Raw genomic sequence first — 16,138 nt, 5'->3', positions numbered from 1 at the left:
CGAAACGTCGCCACATTACCGAGGGTGACCGCCAGGGCCGGAGCGCGCCCCGAAGCCCTGCATCCGGGTACGAAACCCACCTGTTCACCGGGCGAATGCCGGTGCGTCACCCGCCGTCGACCTGCGGTGATCACCATGAGCGGGTGGAACTGCTGGAGCACGTCACCGAGCTGCTGCGCGGCGCGCTGGGCTCGCCGTGGCTGTGGGTGCTCGTCTTCGCTGTGGCGGGGCTCGATGCGCTGCTGCCTTTCATGCCGAGTGAGACGACTGTGGTCACGGTCGCGGTGCTGCTCGGGCCGGATCCGCGGTGGCTGGCGACGCTGGCACTGGTCGCGGCGGCCGGGGCGTGGGCCGGGGACTGCCTGGCCTACTCGGTCGGCCGGGCGGCGGGTCCGCGGGCGCTGGCCCGATTGCAGCGGGGGCCGTCGGGGCGGCAGCGGTACGAGTGGGCCCGCGCGCAAGTGCAGCGGCAGGCGCCGTTGCTGATCGTCGCCGCGCGGTATCTGCCCGGCGGGCGGGTGGCGAGCGCGCTGGCGTGCGGCAGCCTCGGGTACCCGCCGCGCCGGTTCGTGCCGCTCGACGCACTGGGCGCCGCGCTCTGGGCGTGTTACAGCGTGCTGATCGGGCTGGCCGGCGGCGCGGCCTTCGCGGACGAGCCGGTCAAGGGCCTGCTGCTGTCGTTCCTGCTGGGGCTGCTGCTGGTCAGCTTCATCGAATCGGTCCGGCGGCTCCGGCTGCGCGCGCTACGTTCGGCGCATGGACCGAGTGCACCCCCTGCTGGAGACGATCGACATCCACAGCGACCGGCTGAAGACGGCCGTGCTGACGGCGGGCCCGGCGGCGCGGGTCCGGAACTGTCCGAAATGGACGGTGCACGACCTGGTGACCCACCTGGCGAGGGTGCTCTCCTCCAGCGTCGCGGTGATCACGGGCCGGGCTGCTGAACCGTCCGCACCGGCGGACTGGACAGACCTGCTCGGCTGCTGGGACGGCGAGCGGCTCGCCCTGCGCGAGGCGCTGCGCCGGCCCGCCGACAGCCCCGTCCGCTCGCCGTTCCCGCGCGGCGGCGCCACCATCACCAGCGGCGAGCTGACTCGGCGACTGGCGCACGAGATGGCGATCCACCGGCTGGACGCCGAAAGCGCGCTGCCCGAGCCGCCGCCGACCCGGTACGCCGCCGCGTTCGCCGCCGACGGCGTCGACGAGTTCCTCACCTTCCTGATGCCCCGGCGCTCCCGGCCGTCGAACCGGGGCGGGACCGTCCGCGTCGAGGCCGAAGGTCGTTTGTGGACCGTCGTGCTGCGGGAAAGCGAGCCACCCGCGCTCGTCGACGACGGCCGCCCGGACGTTACGCTCAGCGGCCCGGCCGACGACGTCTACCGCGCCCTCTGGGGCCGCCCGAACCACGCCGCCACCACCGGCGACACCACCCTGCTGGAGCCCCTCGCGGCACCCTGACCAGCACCGGCGAGAATGGACGGCGTGCCTGATCCCCAGCGTTACGTCCTGACCTTCGGCTGCCCCGACCGCACCGGCATCATCGCCCGCATCTCGGGATTCCTGGCCGAGCACGGCGGCATGATCGGCGAAGCCGCGTACCACACCGACCCGGACACGGGCTGGTTCTTCACGCGCCAGGTGGTCCGCGCCGACTCCCTGCCGTTCGACGCCGCGGGCCTGCGCGAGCGGTTCGGCGCGGTGGCGGCGGAATTGTCCGCGGAGTCCAGCTGGGCAGTGCGCGACACCGGCGAGCGGCCGCGCGCGGTCGTGCTGGTTTCGAAGGCCGGGCACTGCCTGTACGACCTGCTGGGCCGCGTCGCGTCCGGCGAGCTGGACGTCGACATCGCCGCGGTGATCGGCAACCACGCCTCACTCGCGGACATCACCCGCGCGCACGGCATCCCGTTCCACCACGTGCCGTTCCCGGCCGGGGACCCCGAGGGCAAGGCGCAAGCGTTTGCTCAGGTGCGGAAACTCGTCGACGAGCACACTCCGGACGCCGTGGTGCTGGCCCGGTTCATGCAGGTGCTGCCCGCCGACCTGTGCGCAGAATGGGCCGGGCGAGCGATCAACATCCACCACAGCTTCCTGCCGTCCTTCGCCGGCGCGAAGCCGTACCACCAGGCCTACACGCGCGGCGTCAAGCTGGTCGGCGCCACCTGCCACTACGTGACCGCCGACCTCGACGCCGGGCCGATCATCGAGCAGGACGTGATCCGCGTGGACCACGGGGACTCGGTGGAGGACATGGTGCGCAAGGGCCGCGACATCGAGAAGGTGACGCTGGCACGCGGCCTGCGGTGGCACCTCGAAGGCCGCGTTCTGGTGCACGGCAACCGAACCGTCGTGTTCTAGGCGGACACCGTCAAGGCCTCCTTACCCGCGTCCCACGCGGGTAAGGAGGCCTTGACGGCTTTTCTCAGGCGCCGATGGTCGAGGCGTCGATCACGAAGCGGTACCGCACGTCGCTGTTCTCGACCCGCTCGTACGCCGCGTTGACCTGGTCCGCGGAGATCGTCTCGATCTCGGCGCCGAGGCCGTGCTCGGCGCAGAAATCGAGCATCTCCTGCGTCTCGGCGATGCCGCCGATCATCGAGCCGGCCAGCACCTTGTTGCCGCCGAGCAGCGAGAAAGCGTTGTAGGACAAGGACTCCGGCGGCGCGCCGACGTTCACCATCGCACCGCCGACGCGCAGCATGCCGAGGTACGCGTCGATCGGGAGCTTCGCCGAGACGGTGTTGATGATGACGTCGAAGCGGCCGCGGAGCACGTCGAAGGTGGCCTCGTCGCCGGTCGCGAAGTAGTCTTTCGCGCCGAGTTTCAGACCGTCTTCCTGCTTCTTCAGGCTCTGGCTGAGCACCGTGACCTCGGCGCCCATGGCCACCGCGAGCTTGACCGCCATGTGCCCGAGCCCGCCGAGGCCGACCACGGCGACCTTCTTGCCCGGCCCGGCGCCCCAGTGGCGCAGCGGCGAGTAGGTGGTGATGCCCGCGCAGAGCAGCGGCGCGGCGACGTCGAGCTCGATGCCCTCCGGGATCCGGCAGACGAACGCGTCCTTCACCACGACCTGGCGGCTGTAACCGCCGTACGTGACCTCGCCGTCGAAGCCGACGCCGTTGTACGTCTGGACATTGCCCTTCAGGCAGAACTGCTCGGTGCCGGCCAGGCAGTACTCGCACTCACCGCACGAGTCGACCATGCAGCCGACGCCGACCCGGTCGCCGACCTGGTACTTCGTCACGCCGGAGCCGACCGCGGCGACCACGCCGGCGATCTCGTGGCCGGGGACCATGGGGAACGTGGCCGAGCCCCAGTCCTCCTTGGCCTGGTGCAGGTCGCTGTGGCAGATGCCCGCGAACGCGATGTCGATCAGCACGTCGTCCGGGCGCAGGTCCCGGCGCTCGATCGTCGTCGGCTCGAGCGGGGCGCCCGGCGCCGGTGCGGCGATGGCGTGCGTGGTCGTGGTCATGAAACCCTCCCGACAAGTCCGGGCGACTGCCCGGGTTTTGGATGTAAGACCTCTCTCACATGACTATAGTAAGAGGCCTCTTACATATGCGCGAGTGTGATCGGATGTGATTCAGCGCATGGGCGGCAAGTACCACCACGGCGATCTGCGCGACGAGCTCGTCCGGGTGTCGGTGGACCTGATCGCGGAGCTGGGCATGGACGGCTTCTCGGTGGCGCAGGTGGCGAAACGCGCGAAGGTCTCGCCCGCCGCGCCGTACCGGCACTTCCCGGACCGCAGCAGCCTGCTGGCGGCCGTCGCGACGAACACCGCCTGCCAGCTGCGCGAACAGGTGGAGGCCGCTGTGGCCGGCGCCGGGCCCGACGCCGTCGCCCAGCTGGCCGCCGCGTCCGGCGCCTACACCGGCTTCCTGATCGACCGCCGCATCGGCTTCCAGGCGATCTTCGCCGACGGCCTCGAAGACCCGAAGTACACCGAGCTGCACGACACCCGCCGCGCCCTGATCGACACGTACCTGACGCTGTGCCTGGCCGTCTGCCCGTACCCGCCGGCCGCGCTGGAGCTGATGGAGCAGGTCCACGCGCAGGGCCACGGCTACGGCGAACTGTTCCTCAACGGCCACTACCGCCGCCTGGACTACACCGCCGCCCAGGTGACCGCCAAGTCCACCACCGCGGCCCGCATCGTGATCGAAGCCCACCGCGACGGGCACGGGCCGGCCCAGGCCTGAAAAGCCCTGTCGCCGGCCCGTCCCGGCGCGGTTCACTGGACTCATGGCGACAACGGTGATCTCCACCCACGAGGCCCTGCGCGACGTGATCGGCGAACCGCGCGCGACGACGGCCAGGAAGATCCTCGGCTCCATCGACGAGCACGCGCGGACGCTGATCGCGCACTCGCCGTTCTGCCTGCTGGCGACGTCCGCGCCCGACGGCAGCTGCGACGTCTCCCCGCGCGGCGACCCCGCCGGCTCCGTGCTGGTGCTGGACGACAAGACCCTCGTGCTCGCGGACCGGCCGGGCAACAAGCTCGCGGACAGCTTCCGCAACATCGTCGACAACCCGCACGCCGGCCTGCTGTTCCTCATCCCCGGCATGAACGAAACCCTGCGGGTCAACGGCCGCGCCACGATCGTCTCCGACGCGCCCTTCTTCGACGACCTCCTGGTCAAGGGAAAGCGCCCGCAGCTCGCGATCGTGATCGAGGTGCGGGAGCTGTACATGCACTGCGCCAAGGCTTTCCTGCGCTCGTCGCTGTGGCGGCCGGAGACCTGGCCGGAGCGCTCGGAGCTGCCGACGCTCGGCTGCATCCTGCGTGACCAGCTGAACCTCGCCGAGCCCGCGGACCAGCTCGACGCCGACCTCGACCACCGCTCCGCCACCCAGCAGTACTGACCCGCTGTAGGGAGAAACCGTGCTCTGTGTCTTCGACGTCAACGAAACCCTGCTCGACCTCGCGGGCCTCGACCCGTGGTTCGCCGAGCTGACCGGGACGGCGCGGGCGCGGCGGGAGTGGTTCGACCTCGCCATCCACACCGCGCTGGCCACCACGGCGACCGGGGGCTACCGGGACTTCGCGGAGATCGCCGGCGCGGCGGCCGTCGACACCGTGGCGCGCTACGGGCACGATCTCACCGAAGCCGAGCTGGCCCGGTTCCGCGACGCCCTGCTGTCACTTTCCGCGCACGCCGATGTGGTGCCAGGACTGAAGAAACTCAAGCAGGACGGGCACACCGTCGTCGCGCTGACGAACTCGCCGCTGGCCACCGTCGAGGCCCAGCTGCAGCACGCGGGGGTCGCCACGGTGCTCGACCGGATCTTCTCCGCGCAGCAGGTCAGCCGGCTCAAGCCCGCGCCCGAGCCGTACCGGCAGGTGCTCGACGCCTACGGGATCGAGCCCTGCCAGGCCGTGATGGTCGCGGCGCACGGCTGGGACATCGCGGGCGCGGAGGCGGCCGGACTGCGGACCGCGCTGCTCACGCGGCCCGGCGTCCGGCCGTTGCCGGGCACGCCCGCCCCCGATCACACGGCGGCGAGCCTGCCCGAACTGTCCTTCGACTGAAACTCAGAAGCTCAGAGCCGGACCAGCATCTTGCCGGTGTTGGCCCCGCCGAGCAGGCCGATGAACGCCTCGGGCGCGTTGCGGATGCCGTCGACGAACGTCTCGGAGTACTTGATCTCGCCCGAGGCCACCAGCGGCGCGATCTCGGTGACGAACTGCTCGCGCAGGCTCCAGTGGTCGATCACCAGCAGGCCGCGGATGGTGAGGCGCTTGGCGATGATCTGCGGGAGGTTGCGCGGCGCCGGGGTCGGCTCGGTGGCGTTGTACACCGAGATCATCCCGCAGACGGCGATGCGGCCGTGCAGGTTCATCGACGCGATGGCGGCCTCGAGGTGCTCGCCGCCGACGTTGTCGAAGTAGACGTCGATGCCCTCGGGCGCGGCCGCCGCCAGCTGCTCGGCGACGGGACCGTCCTTGTAGTTGAACGCCGCGTCGAAGCCGAGGTCGTCGATCAGGTGCCGCACCTTCTCGGCCGAGCCGGCGCTGCCGATCACGCGCTTGGCGCCCTTCAGCTTGGCCAGCTGCCCGACCAGGGAGCCGACCGCGCCCGCGGCGCCGGACACGAACACGGTGTCGCCCGGCTTGAACTCCGCGCTCACCAGCAGCCCGGCGTACGCGGTGAGGCCCGGCATGCCGAGCACGCCAAGGTAGGTCGAAAGCGGCGCCGCCGAGGCGTCCACCTTCACGCTCTTCGCCGCGTCGAGCACGACGTGGGTGCGCCAGCCGGCCTGGTGCAGCACGTGGTCACCCGGCTTGAAGTCGTCCACAGTGGACTCGATGACCTCGCCCACCGCGCCGCCGGACATGACCTCGCCCACCCCGAACGGCGGCGCGTACGACTTCGCGTCGCTCATCCGGCCGCGCATGGCCGGGTCGACGCTCATGAACAGGTTGCGCACCAGGATCTGCCCCGCGCCGGGCGTGGGGACCTCGGTGTCGACGATGTCGAAGTTGTCCTGCGTCGGGACGCCGTGCGGACGGGAGGCGAGCCGGATCTCCGTGGCCTGGGTCGGTGCGTTCACCGCTGAACTCCGTTTCGTGGGACTGAGTCAACCGGGGCGTTCGCCCCGCATATACCCGGCCAACGAGCCAACCGGGGCGATCATTCCGATTTCGCGGGGACCTGTGGTGAGCGCTACACGATCTCTTCGAGCTTGCCGAGCACGCCGTCGTAGATCTTCTTCAACCCGCCCGGGGCGAACGTCTTCTCGAAGAAGCCGCCGATGCCGCCGGCGCCGTCCCAGCTGGTCTCGATGCGCACCACGGAGCGCTCGCCGGCGGACGCCACCGTCCAGGTGGTGACCATGCTGGAGTTCGCGTCGGTCTCGACCAGGGTGCCCGGCGACGGCTCGCTCACAGTGGCCGCCACGTCGCGGACGCGCTTCGACGTCGCCTGCAGCTTCCAGCTCGCCTCGGTGCCGGCGCCGTGCCCGCCCGCGGTCACCTCGTAGTCGCGGTAGTGCTCGGTGAGCAGCTTCGGCCGGGTCTCGGCGTAGTCGGCGACCAGTTCGCGAACCTTGTCCACCGGCGCGTCGATCGTGCGCTCCGCGGTGGCCGTGACCTTTCCCATCTCGCTCCTCAGCTTCTCCTCGTGTTCCGCCGTCGCTACCTTCGCACACACAACGAACGGGCCGCCCGGGAGAACCCCGGGCGGCCCGTTCGACCTGTCGAAACGCCTCAGGCGAGGCCCTGCTGCTTCAGCCAGTCCTTCGCCACGTCCGCCGCCACTTCGCCGTCGGAATCCACGCGCTTGTTCAGCTCGCGCATGCCCTCGGTGGTCAGCTTCGCGCTGACCGCGTTGACCACTGCCGCGAAGTCGGCGCCGCGCGCGTCGAGCACCTTCTTGTTCACCGCGGGCACCACGTTCTCGGTGGGCACGATGGTGAGGTCGTCCTTCAGCGCCACGTACTGCGAGTCGCCGACCAGCGGGCTCACCGAGTCGACCGGGATCACCGTGACGGCGCCAGAATTGAGCTGCTGCACCCGCGGCCCGGCCTCCTGCACGGTCTGGAAGGTCGCGTTGGTGAGCTTGTACACGTCCTTGAAGCCCTGGAAGCAGGGCAGCCGCTTCTCGCACTCCGGCGGGCCGGCCATCACGACCTTGTCGAGCTTCTTCAGGTCGCTGATGCTGGTCAGGCCCTTGGACTTGGCCAGGTCGGCCTTCACGATGTAGGTGTTCTTGTCCTCGGCCGCCGCGTAGTTCAGCAGCGAGATGCCGGACGGCTCGAACAGCTTGGCCAGCTGGTCGTGCTCGCCGGCGGCGTCCTTGACCGGGTCCTTGCCGAAGCCGGTGGTGATCGCCGACCCCTGGTACTCGGGCAGGAACTGCAGCTCGCCCGACTTCAGCGACGGGTAGATCAGCTCCCGCGAGCCCAGGTTGAGCTTGCGGGTGACCGGGTAGCCCTTGGCCTCCAGCGCGGCCGCGTAGATCTCGGCCAGGATCTGGCTGTCGGTGAAGTTGAACGAGGCGACGACGATCGGCGCACCGCCCTTGCTCGGGGCGGCGGGCTGGCCGGAGCCCCCGCTGCCACCCCCGCAGGCGGTCAGGCTCAAAGCGGCGACCGTCACCAGTGCCGCCGCTCGGATGTTCCGGGTCCAGCGCACGTCCCCACACTCCTCTTTCCTCGAACAGAGGATTGGACCTTAACCGTGAGCCACGACAGAAACCACGCATTGGGATTCAACCGCTACCTGATCTCAACAACCGGAATCCGGCGCCCCGAACGGGGTAAGGTCGGCCAGTGCATGCGCCTTCGGTGACCCCGCTGCTCGCCGAGAGCAGCCGGCCGATCTTCGAGTGGCGGTGGGTCGAGCGCAATTCCGACGCCATCGTCCAGCGGCTCGGCGAGCACATCGCCCTGACCGCCGCGGCGCTCGGCATCGGGCTGGTCGTCTCGCTGGTCCTGTCCACCCTGTGCCTGCGCTACCGCTGGTTCTACCCGCTGGTGCTCGGCGCGACCGGCGCGCTGTACGTGATCCCGAGCCTCGGGGCGTTCGCGCTGCTGGTGCCGTTCTTCGGGCTTTCCTTCACCACGGCGGTGATCCCGCTGGCGACGTACACGCTGCTGATCCTGATCCGCAACATCGTCACCGGCGTCCAGCAGGTGCCCACCGAGGTCCGCGAGGCCGCGATCGGCATGGGCTTCACCCGGCGGCGGCTGCTCTGGCAGGTCGAGCTGCCGCTGGCGCTGCCGGTGGTGATCGCGGGCCTGCGCGTGGCCGCGGTGACGACCATCGGCCTGGTGACGGTGACCTCGCTGCTCGGCATGGGCGGCCTCGGCTACTTCATCCGCGCCGGCATCCAGACCACCACGCCCAACCCGAGCCCGATCATCGTCGGCATCGTGCTTTCGGTGGTGCTCGCCGTGGTCGTCGACCTGCTCCTGTGGCTGAGCGAACGCGCGCTCGCCCCGTGGGCGCGGAAGGTGCGGGCCCGATGAACGTCTTCACACAGCTGGGCCAGTGGCTGTCCGATCCGAACCGGTGGAGCTGGACGGACCCGGCCGGCATCCCGTACCGGACGGTCGAGCACCTCTGGTTCTCCGTGCTGTCCCTGCTCGTCGCGGCCGTGCTGACGATCCCGGCGGCCGTCTGGCTCGCGCACTACCGGCGCGGCGCGTTCCTGGCCAGCAGCGCGGTGAACATCGGGCGCGCGATCCCGAGCTTCGGGCTGATCATCCTGTTCTGGTTCCTGGCCAGCCGGTGGGGCGCGGACACGAACTTCTGGCCGCTGCTGCTGGCGCTGGTCGGCCTGGCGCTGCCGCCGCTGTTCACGAACACGTACGCGGGCGTCGTCCAGCTGGAGCAGGAAACGGTGGACGCCGCGCGCGGCACCGGCTACCGCGAGTGGCAGATCATGCTGAAACTGGAGCTGCCGCTGGCGTCGCCGGTGATCGTGGCGGGCGCGCGCGTGGCCTTCCTGCAGCTCGTGGCCACCGTCGCGATCGGCGCCATCGTGAACGACGGCGGCGGCCTCGGCCGGTACATCGTCGACGGTTTCGCCGAAGGCGCGCAGGGCTACGGCGAGATCTTCGGCGGCGGCATCGCCGTGATCATCCTGGCTTTGGTGTGCGAGGGCATTTTCTCGCTACTGACGCGCTGGGCCACGCCGAAGGGCCTCGCCCTGCAGAACGCGCGCCGCGAGTCCTGAAGCCCGTCAAGGCCTCCTTACCAGCGTCCGACGCGGGTAAGGAGGCCTTGACGGACTTTTCAGGCCAGGTCCGACAAGTCGTCGAGGTAGGTCTCCCGGCAGACCGCCACCAGCCGCTCGACGTCCGGCCCCAGCGGACGGTCCACCAGCACCGGCGGGACGGTCGCGGCGATCCAGCGGTACGCCCCGGCTAAGCCCTGGGCGCCGTCACCTTCGGCGAGATGCCGCGCCTGCGCACCGGCGATCAGCTCACACGCCGTGATGGCGAACAGGTGCTCGATCGCCGTTTCCAGCTCGGCCCCGGCCGCCCACGCGAACGCCTGCACGTCCTCCTGCCCCGCCGACGTGTCGAGCGAGCCGATCGTCGCCGGCGCGGCCAAGCGCCGCAACGCATGCAGCTCCCCCACCGCGCGTTTGTGCAACGGCGTCAGCCCGGCCTGCGGCCCAGGGTCCACGGCCAGCTGCGCCGGCAGCCCGCTGAACTGCGGGTCCAGCAGCCGGTGCAGCCGCTGCACCGCGACCTCGCCGACGTGCACCACCGCGGCCTTCACCGCGTCCATCCGCAGCCCGAGGTCGGCCGCGTGGTACCCGGTGGTCGGCACGAAGGCACCGTCCACAAACGACGGTGAGTCGCCCGGCGTGTCCCAGGACTCGCGCAGCGTGGCCACGAGATCGGCGGACACCTGGTCCAGGAAGCCGATCACCCGCGGGCCGACCCGCACGGACACCGGCGCCTGCACCACACCCGGCCGCGCGGCCGCACCCCAGGTCAGCCTGGTCACGTCCGCGAGCACCGCCGTGACGTGCGGGTTCGGGATCGAGTACTGGTACACCGCGCGGGGCGCGCCCATGACGTCGACCGCGATCGCGGCGCACAGCGTCTGCAGGTCGACGAGCTGGTGCACGCTCCCGCTCAGCTGCCACGCGTACGCCTGCGCCAGCGGCGAGCCCTGGATCAGGCTCGCGCCCTCCTTCGGCCCCAGTTCGAACGGCTGCACCCCGCGCTGTCGCAACGCTTCCGCCGCGGACACCACGGCCCCGTCCTCCAGCACCGAACCGAGGCCGATGAAGGTCTGGAACGCGTGCGCCAGCGGGATGATCTCGCCGGAGCTGCCCAGCCCACCGCGCGGCACGGCGGGGGTGAACCCGTCGTTCAGCCGGTCGACGAGGAACGAGACCAGTTCGGCGCTCACCGCAGCCTCCGGCCGCAGGAAACTCCGCAGCCGCATGATCATCAGCGCGCGCGTCAGCTCCGGCGAGAGCCACGGCGGGCCTCCGACGGCCCGGCCCACCAGCAGGTTCCGCTGGTGTTCGGCCTGCTGCGCGGCGGAAAGCCGCACGCCCGCGAGCCGCCCCATGCCGGTGTTGACGCCGTAGATCGGGCCCTCGGCGGAGTCCAGCGCGGCCAGCATCGCCGAACGGTTCGCGCGCACCGACGCCAGCAGCGCCGGGTCCAGCTCGATCCGCTCGACCTCGGCGCGCACCACGTCGCCCGGCTCGCGGGCGATCATCGGTACGGCAGCATCGTGCCGACGTCCGCCGCTTCGGCCCGCTGCAGGATCATGTTCGCCACGGCGACGTCCGTTGTGGACAGTCCGCGGTGCCAGAACAGGATGCGCTCGTCGTCGTTCTCCCGGCCGGGTTTGCTGCCGGCCACGATATCGCCGATCTCCGCGTACACGCCGTCCTCGGTGAGCAGGCCCGCGTTCAGCTGCGGCCGCAGCGCGCCGAACCGGGGGTTGCCGGACTGCGACTCGCGCCAGTTGTCGACCACGAGCTTGTCCACGGCGTCGAGCAGCGTCAGCTCCAGCGCGCTGATCGTGCCGTACGGGACGAGGAACGTGCCCGGACGCAGGAAATCCTTGCGCACCAACGCTTCCGGCTCGTTCAGCCGCGAGGCCTCCACGAGCACGTCGGCGCCGTCGAGGGTCGAGGCGGCGTCGGCGCAGACGCGGACCTCCTTGCCGAGCTCCGCCGAGAGCCGCCGCCCGAAGTCCTCGCGCGACTCGGGCCGTTTGCTGGTCACGCGGATCTCGTCGAAGTCGAAGATCGAGTCCAGCAGCACCACGTTCCACCAGGCCGTGCCGCGCGCGCCGACGTGCCCGAGCACCTTCGAACCGGGCCGCGCCAGGTATTTCGCGCCCACGGCGGTCATCGCGCCGGTGCGGGCCTCGGTGATCATGGTGCCGTCGACGATCGCGCGCGGCATGCCCGTCTCCGGGTCGAGCAGCAGGATCAGCGCCATCTCGCTGGGCAGCCCGCGCTCGAAGTTCGAGACGAAGTCGCCGACCACCTTCACGCCGCTGACCTGCTTCGCCGACAGGTGCCCGCGCAGGATGTTGAAGTGCCCCTTGCCGCCGTTGTCCGGCACGAGGTGCGTGCGCGGCTCGAACACGACGTCGCCGTGCCCGTGGTCGACCAGCACGTCCTCGACCGCGCCGACGATGTCCGCGTGCGTGACGCCGAGTGAGTCGATGTCCGCGCCGCTCAGGTACCGCATCCAGACGGACGTCACCGGGCGAGGCCCTCGATGACCTCCGCGTTGGGCAGCGACGCGAGCGCGGCACCGGAGATCAGCAGCTTGCTGCCGCGGATCCCGCTGCCGATCACCAGTTCCGGCGCGGCGGCGACCGCGGCGTCGATCAGGATCGGCCACTCCGCGGGCAGGCCGACGGGCGTGATGCCGCCGTACTCCATGCCGGTGAGCGAAACGGCCTCGTCCATCGGCGCGAACGACGCCTTGCGCACGTCGAGGCGGCGCTTGATCACCCCGTTGACGTCGGCGCGGGTGGTGGCGAGCACCATCGCTGCGGCGAACCGGACCTCGCCGGCGCGCTTGCCGGCGACGACCACGCAGTTCGCGGACGCGTCGAGCGGCGAGCCGTACGCCTCACAGAACGCGGCGGTGTCGGCCAGCTCGGGATCGATCTCCGTGACGCCGACGGCATCCGGCGAAGCGAGCGCCGCCAGCGCCTTCGCGACGGGTTCGGCGAGCAGGTCGGTGCGGGTGGGCGCGGGAACGACGGTGAGGGTCCCGGCAATGCTCCAGGTGGTCACTTCGCCACGCTACTGCTTTACCAGTTGCGCTTGCCGCGCTGGACCTCGTTCAGCCGCGGCCGCACGTCGACCAGGTAGACCAGCACCGCGGCCATCGCGGGCACCCAGAAGATGAACCCCGCGTCCTGGAGCCAGAACAGCGCCAGCGCGAGGGTGGCGCCGAAGGTGATCAGCGACCAGATCGGCTTGGTCCGGCGATCAGCGGCCGAGAAGGCGTCCGACCGCTGGAACAGCGCGTGTACGAAGGCGAAGAGCCCGACCAAGGCGCTGCCCCAGTGGATGACCCCGAGGATCCAAGTGGCAACCAGCACGTTTTCCAGCTTACGGCAGGCCGCCGGGACGACTCTGGCCCCGGCACTCCTCGCGGGGTGCCGGGGCCAGCAGGGCGGTGCCGTTTACTTGTCGGTCTTCGGCGCGGCCGGCTTCTTGGCCGCGGTGGTGCTGGCGGTCGTGGTGGTGCGACGCGCCGCCGGGCTGGTGGTCTTCGGCGCCGTGCGGTTGGCGACCTTGCGGGTGGCCGAGCGGGTCTCGTGGGCGAGCTCGCCACCCAGCTCCTCGACGGCGTCCGCGGTCTCGCCGGCGACCTCGGTCACCTTGCGGGCGGCCTTCTCGCCGGCCGAGCGGGTGCGCTTGGTCACCTTGGCCAGCACGCCGTCCACGCGCTCACGGGTCTCGCCGGTCAGCCCGTCCACGCGCTCCTGCGCGGTGGACAGCGCGTCCTCCAGCTGCTCGATGGCCTTCTTGACCTGCGGCTGCGCGGCGATCTTGTCCCAGGCCTGCTCGCCGGACTCGGCCAGCTTGTTGTACAGCTTGAGCGCGGCCTCGGTGTACTCGTCGATGACCTTGCGCAGCTCGGCCGGGTCCAGCTTCTCGCGCAGGCCCTCGACGTCGGTCGGGATCTCCTCGAGGTTCTTGCGGGCCGCCTCGCCGCTCTTGGTCACGTTCTCGCGGGCCTTGGCGACGGCGTCCACCACGGCCTGGCTGGCCAGGTTGCCGGCGCCGAGCGCGGCGAGCAGCGGGGTGCGGACCTGCTCGAGGGCGGTGTCGACGGCCTTGCGGACGTCCTTGGTGGTGGGTGTGGTCATGCCGACTCCTCAGTGATGTCTTCAGTGGTCTGTGTTGGGGGTGCCTCCGCGGCTGGACGGGCCGCGGCGTTCTCGCGTCGGAAGGACTCGTAGACGTCGAGCAGGACCTGCTTCTGCCGCTCGGTCAGCTCGGTGTCGGCTCGGATCGAGTCGCCCACCGGGCCGCCCGTGGGCAGGTCGAGGATTCCCGCCTGCACGTAGAGCGCCTCGGCCGAGATGCGCAGGCCCTTGGCGATCTGCTGCAGGATCTCCGCGCTGGGCTTGCGGACCCCGCGCTCGATCTGGCTCAGGTACGGATTGGACACTCCGGCGAGTTTCGACAGCTGCCGCAACGAGATCTTCGCGCTGCTGCGCTGCTGCCGGATGTACTCGCCGATGTCGGAAGCGATGTCCGCGACCTTCTCCATCGGGTTCTGGGCTCCGCCGGGTTCTGTCATCCGGTCACCTCCTCGCGACACCTTCGACGTTACGCGGGAGTGCTAGCAGTTGCAAGCACTCTGCTTGCAACTATCGGGTGTGTTGCCCCTCACCCGGCTACGGTGGAGTCCATGGGCACGCAACGGCTGCGCCGCCGGCTGGTCAAGCACCTCGTCGAACAGGACGCGCTGCACGACGACCGCTGGGCCGAGGCCTTCCGCTCGGTGCCGCGGCACGTGTTCCTGCCGCGGTTCTTCCTGCCGTCCGGCGAGGGCTGGACCGCGGTGGACTCCGGCGACCCGGGCTGGCTGGAGCACGTCTACTCACCGGAAGTGCTGGTCACCCAGCTGGACGACGACCCGTCGCGCTGGGCCGAGGCCCGCCGCGGCCCCGTTCCCGGGATACCCACCAGCTCGTCGAGCATGCCCGCGATCATGGCGATCATGCTGGAGGAGCTGCGCGTGCGCGACGGGCAGCGGGTGCTGGAGGTCGGCACCGGCACCGGGTACAACGCGGGGCTGCTGAGCCACCGCTGCGGATCCGGCCAGGTGTCCACTGTGGACATCGATGCGGATCTGGTGGCCGCGGCGCGCGAGCACCTGCAAGCCTGCGGCTACGCCCCGTCCTGCGCGGTGGGCGACGGCGCGCTCGGCTTCCCGGCGGGCGTGCTGTTCGACCGGGTGCTGTGCACGGCTTCGGTCTCGGTGATCCCGCCGGCCTGGCTGGAGCAGACCGTGCCGGGCGGGCTCGTGGTGACGACGTTGAACCGGCCGCTGGGCGCGGGCCTGGTGCGCCTGGTCGCGGGCGAAGGCGCGAAGGGCACCGGCCGCGTCCTGGCCCGCGACGGCCGGTTCATGCCGCTGCGCGCCCACCGCCGCCCCGAACCCGCGCCCCTGCCGATCCCGGACGACTCGGACTGGCGCCCCACCCGGCTGCCGATGTCGTTGCTGGTGAAGCCGAAGCACCAGTTCGAGTTCTTCGCTTCGCTGGAACTGCCGGACGTCCACCCGGTCCGAGAGAAGCCGTCCAGCGGCACGTCGGTGATCCTCACCCGCGCCGATCCGGGCCCGGTGGCGCTGACCCATCCCGACGGCTCGTGGGTCCGCTGCCGCAAAGCGGGCGGGACGTTCGAGGTCGCCCAGGGCGGCCCGCGCGCGTTGTGGGACTTGGCCGAACGCGCGTACGTGCTGTGGGAGTCACTGGGCAAACCCGAGCGCGACCGCTTCGGGCTCACCGTGGACGGGCCGCACCAGGAGTTCTGGCTCGACGAACCGGACGGCCTGCGGTGGCCCCTGGTGGCTTGAGCCCGGCGCGAACCCACTCCTCGACGTACGCGACGGTGCTGTCCAACGGCACGTCGGTGGTGTCGAAGTGGTCGACTTGGCCGCGAATCCAGTCGTTGAAGCCGAGCATCTCGTCGATCCGCGCCTCGTCCCACTCCCGCCAAGCGGGCCTGGCCCGCAGCCGACGCCGTAGCGTCTCGGGCTCGGCGACCAACGCGAGGTAGTGCACGTCGTCGAAGAAAACCCGCTCCGGTAAGGGTTCCAGCTCGGGCGGCGCGACGGTCCCGCACAACACGACCGGGCGGCCGTTCTGGTGGAGCATGGCCGCCATCCGCAACCAGGCCGCGCGGAACGCAGGGTGGCCGGGGACGTCGTCGCGCAGGGCACCGGTCCAGAGCACGTCCTGTTCCAGGACCACAACGTCACCGGCCATCCTCGCCGCGAGCGCGGGCCCGACGGTCGACTTGCCCGCCCCGCTGGGCCCGGTGAGCGCGAACAGCGGCAGCCGCCGGAACGGCCACCGATGCCCGCATCGCCCGCACACCAACGTTTCCCCGTCGGCGATCGGCTGTTCGGCACGGTCGCCACAGGCTGGGCAGATCCTGAGATCAAGCAC

Annotated in this window: 19 protein-coding genes and 1 pseudogene; 9 read left to right on the top strand and 11 right to left on the bottom strand. The window is 70.8% G+C overall.

The window, feature by feature from the left end; genetic code table 11:
• Positions 1-143 precede the first annotated feature (143 nt).
• From OG371_RS18080 to purU, 3 genes and pseudogenes are all read left to right on the top strand, one after another.
• On the top strand, positions 144-944 hold the full coding sequence (locus OG371_RS18080) for a DedA family protein (protein ID WP_329070719.1): 801 nt from the start codon (positions 144-146) through the stop codon (positions 942-944).
• Positions 859-1,458, top strand: a pseudogene (locus OG371_RS18075) (maleylpyruvate isomerase family mycothiol-dependent enzyme); the annotation flags it as partial. The gene OG371_RS18080 and the pseudogene OG371_RS18075, both read left to right, overlap by 86 nt.
• Before the next feature lie 15 nt (positions 1,459-1,473).
• On the top strand, positions 1,474-2,355 hold the full coding sequence (gene purU / locus OG371_RS18070) for a formyltetrahydrofolate deformylase (protein ID WP_329070716.1): 882 nt from the start codon (positions 1,474-1,476) through the stop codon (positions 2,353-2,355).
• A 64-nt stretch (positions 2,356-2,419) separates the two neighbouring features.
• On the opposite strand, the gene OG371_RS18065 is transcribed toward purU, so the two are convergent.
• Complete coding sequence (locus tag OG371_RS18065) at positions 2,420-3,469, bottom strand: NAD(P)-dependent alcohol dehydrogenase (RefSeq protein WP_329070714.1); 1,050 nt, start codon at positions 3,467-3,469, stop codon at positions 2,420-2,422.
• Between the two features lie 118 nt (positions 3,470-3,587).
• Here OG371_RS18065 and OG371_RS18060 point away from each other — a divergent pair, with 118 nt between their 5' ends.
• From OG371_RS18060 to OG371_RS18050, 3 genes are read left to right on the top strand one after another with little or no spacing between them, the layout of a single operon-like run.
• A complete protein-coding gene (locus tag OG371_RS18060) occupies positions 3,588-4,199 on the top strand; it encodes a TetR/AcrR family transcriptional regulator (RefSeq protein WP_329070712.1) in 612 nt (203 codons plus the stop codon).
• 43 nt (positions 4,200-4,242) lie between these two features.
• Positions 4,243-4,863, top strand: a complete 621-nt coding sequence (locus OG371_RS18055) for a pyridoxamine 5'-phosphate oxidase family protein (protein WP_329070710.1) — start codon at positions 4,243-4,245, stop codon at positions 4,861-4,863.
• Positions 4,864-4,882: 19 nt separating this feature from the next.
• On the top strand, positions 4,883-5,530 hold the full coding sequence (locus OG371_RS18050; protein WP_329070708.1) for a haloacid dehalogenase type II: 648 nt from the start codon (positions 4,883-4,885) through the stop codon (positions 5,528-5,530).
• A gap of 11 nt (positions 5,531-5,541) precedes the next feature.
• Here the strand turns inward: OG371_RS18050 and OG371_RS18045 are convergent, their stop codons facing one another.
• The 3 genes from OG371_RS18045 to OG371_RS18035 form a co-directional block, all read right to left on the bottom strand.
• Positions 5,542-6,552 carry an NADP-dependent oxidoreductase gene (locus tag OG371_RS18045; protein ID WP_329070706.1) on the bottom strand — a complete coding sequence of 337 codons (1,011 nt, stop codon included), beginning with the start codon at positions 6,550-6,552 and terminating at the stop codon, positions 5,542-5,544.
• A gap of 113 nt (positions 6,553-6,665) precedes the next feature.
• Positions 6,666-7,100: an SRPBCC family protein gene (locus OG371_RS18040; protein ID WP_329070704.1), complete on the bottom strand. Its 435-nt coding sequence runs from the start codon at positions 7,098-7,100 to the stop codon at positions 6,666-6,668.
• A gap of 107 nt (positions 7,101-7,207) precedes the next feature.
• The gene (locus tag OG371_RS18035; protein ID WP_329070702.1) at positions 7,208-8,134 is read right to left on the bottom strand and encodes an ABC transporter substrate-binding protein; all 927 of its coding nucleotides are present in this window, start codon (positions 8,132-8,134) and stop codon (positions 7,208-7,210) included.
• Positions 8,135-8,271: 137 nt separating this feature from the next.
• Here OG371_RS18035 and OG371_RS18030 point away from each other — a divergent pair, with 137 nt between their 5' ends.
• Both OG371_RS18030 and OG371_RS18025 read left to right on the top strand, forming a co-directional pair.
• A complete protein-coding gene (locus OG371_RS18030) occupies positions 8,272-8,970 on the top strand; it encodes an ABC transporter permease (protein ID WP_329070700.1) in 699 nt (232 codons plus the stop codon).
• On the top strand, positions 8,967-9,680 hold the full coding sequence (locus OG371_RS18025; protein ID WP_329070698.1) for an ABC transporter permease: 714 nt from the start codon (positions 8,967-8,969) through the stop codon (positions 9,678-9,680). The genes OG371_RS18030 and OG371_RS18025 overlap by 4 nt, the downstream gene beginning before the upstream one ends.
• Before the next feature lie 59 nt (positions 9,681-9,739).
• Here OG371_RS18025 and OG371_RS18020 read toward each other — a convergent pair whose 3' ends face one another.
• From OG371_RS18020 to OG371_RS17995, 6 genes are all read right to left on the bottom strand, one after another.
• Positions 9,740-11,191: an aromatic amino acid lyase gene (locus OG371_RS18020; protein WP_329070696.1), complete on the bottom strand. Its 1,452-nt coding sequence runs from the start codon at positions 11,189-11,191 to the stop codon at positions 9,740-9,742.
• Complete coding sequence (locus tag OG371_RS18015; protein WP_329070694.1) at positions 11,188-12,195, bottom strand: ornithine cyclodeaminase family protein; 1,008 nt, start codon at positions 12,193-12,195, stop codon at positions 11,188-11,190. Before OG371_RS18015 ends, OG371_RS18020 begins: the two co-directional genes overlap by 4 nt.
• Positions 12,192-12,737 (bottom strand): YbaK/EbsC family protein, encoded by a 546-nt coding sequence (locus OG371_RS18010; protein ID WP_329070691.1) that lies wholly within the window; start codon positions 12,735-12,737, stop codon positions 12,192-12,194. The genes OG371_RS18015 and OG371_RS18010 overlap by 4 nt, the downstream gene beginning before the upstream one ends.
• Positions 12,738-12,754: 17 nt before the next feature.
• The gene (locus OG371_RS18005; protein WP_329070689.1) at positions 12,755-13,048 is read right to left on the bottom strand and encodes a DUF2516 family protein; all 294 of its coding nucleotides are present in this window, start codon (positions 13,046-13,048) and stop codon (positions 12,755-12,757) included.
• A gap of 84 nt (positions 13,049-13,132) precedes the next feature.
• On the bottom strand, positions 13,133-13,822 hold the full coding sequence (locus OG371_RS18000) for a hypothetical protein (protein ID WP_329070687.1): 690 nt from the start codon (positions 13,820-13,822) through the stop codon (positions 13,133-13,135).
• A complete protein-coding gene (locus OG371_RS17995) occupies positions 13,819-14,229 on the bottom strand; it encodes a helix-turn-helix domain-containing protein (protein ID WP_329073144.1) in 411 nt (136 codons plus the stop codon). The genes OG371_RS18000 and OG371_RS17995 overlap by 4 nt, the downstream gene beginning before the upstream one ends.
• A gap of 141 nt (positions 14,230-14,370) precedes the next feature.
• Here OG371_RS17995 and OG371_RS17990 point away from each other — a divergent pair, with 141 nt between their 5' ends.
• Positions 14,371-15,543: a methyltransferase domain-containing protein gene (locus OG371_RS17990; protein ID WP_329070685.1), complete on the top strand. Its 1,173-nt coding sequence runs from the start codon at positions 14,371-14,373 to the stop codon at positions 15,541-15,543.
• On the opposite strand, the gene OG371_RS17985 is transcribed toward OG371_RS17990, so the two are convergent.
• Entirely contained in the window at positions 15,470-16,138 is a 669-nt protein-coding gene (locus OG371_RS17985) for an AAA family ATPase (RefSeq protein ID WP_329070683.1), read from the bottom strand. The genes OG371_RS17990 and OG371_RS17985 overlap by 74 nt on opposite strands.

The sequence above is a fragment of the Amycolatopsis sp. NBC_01480 genome, assembly GCF_036227205.1.
In the GTDB taxonomy this organism is placed as follows: Bacteria; Actinomycetota; Actinomycetes; order Mycobacteriales; family Pseudonocardiaceae; genus Amycolatopsis.
This window is presented reverse-complemented; position numbering and strand designations above follow the sequence as displayed.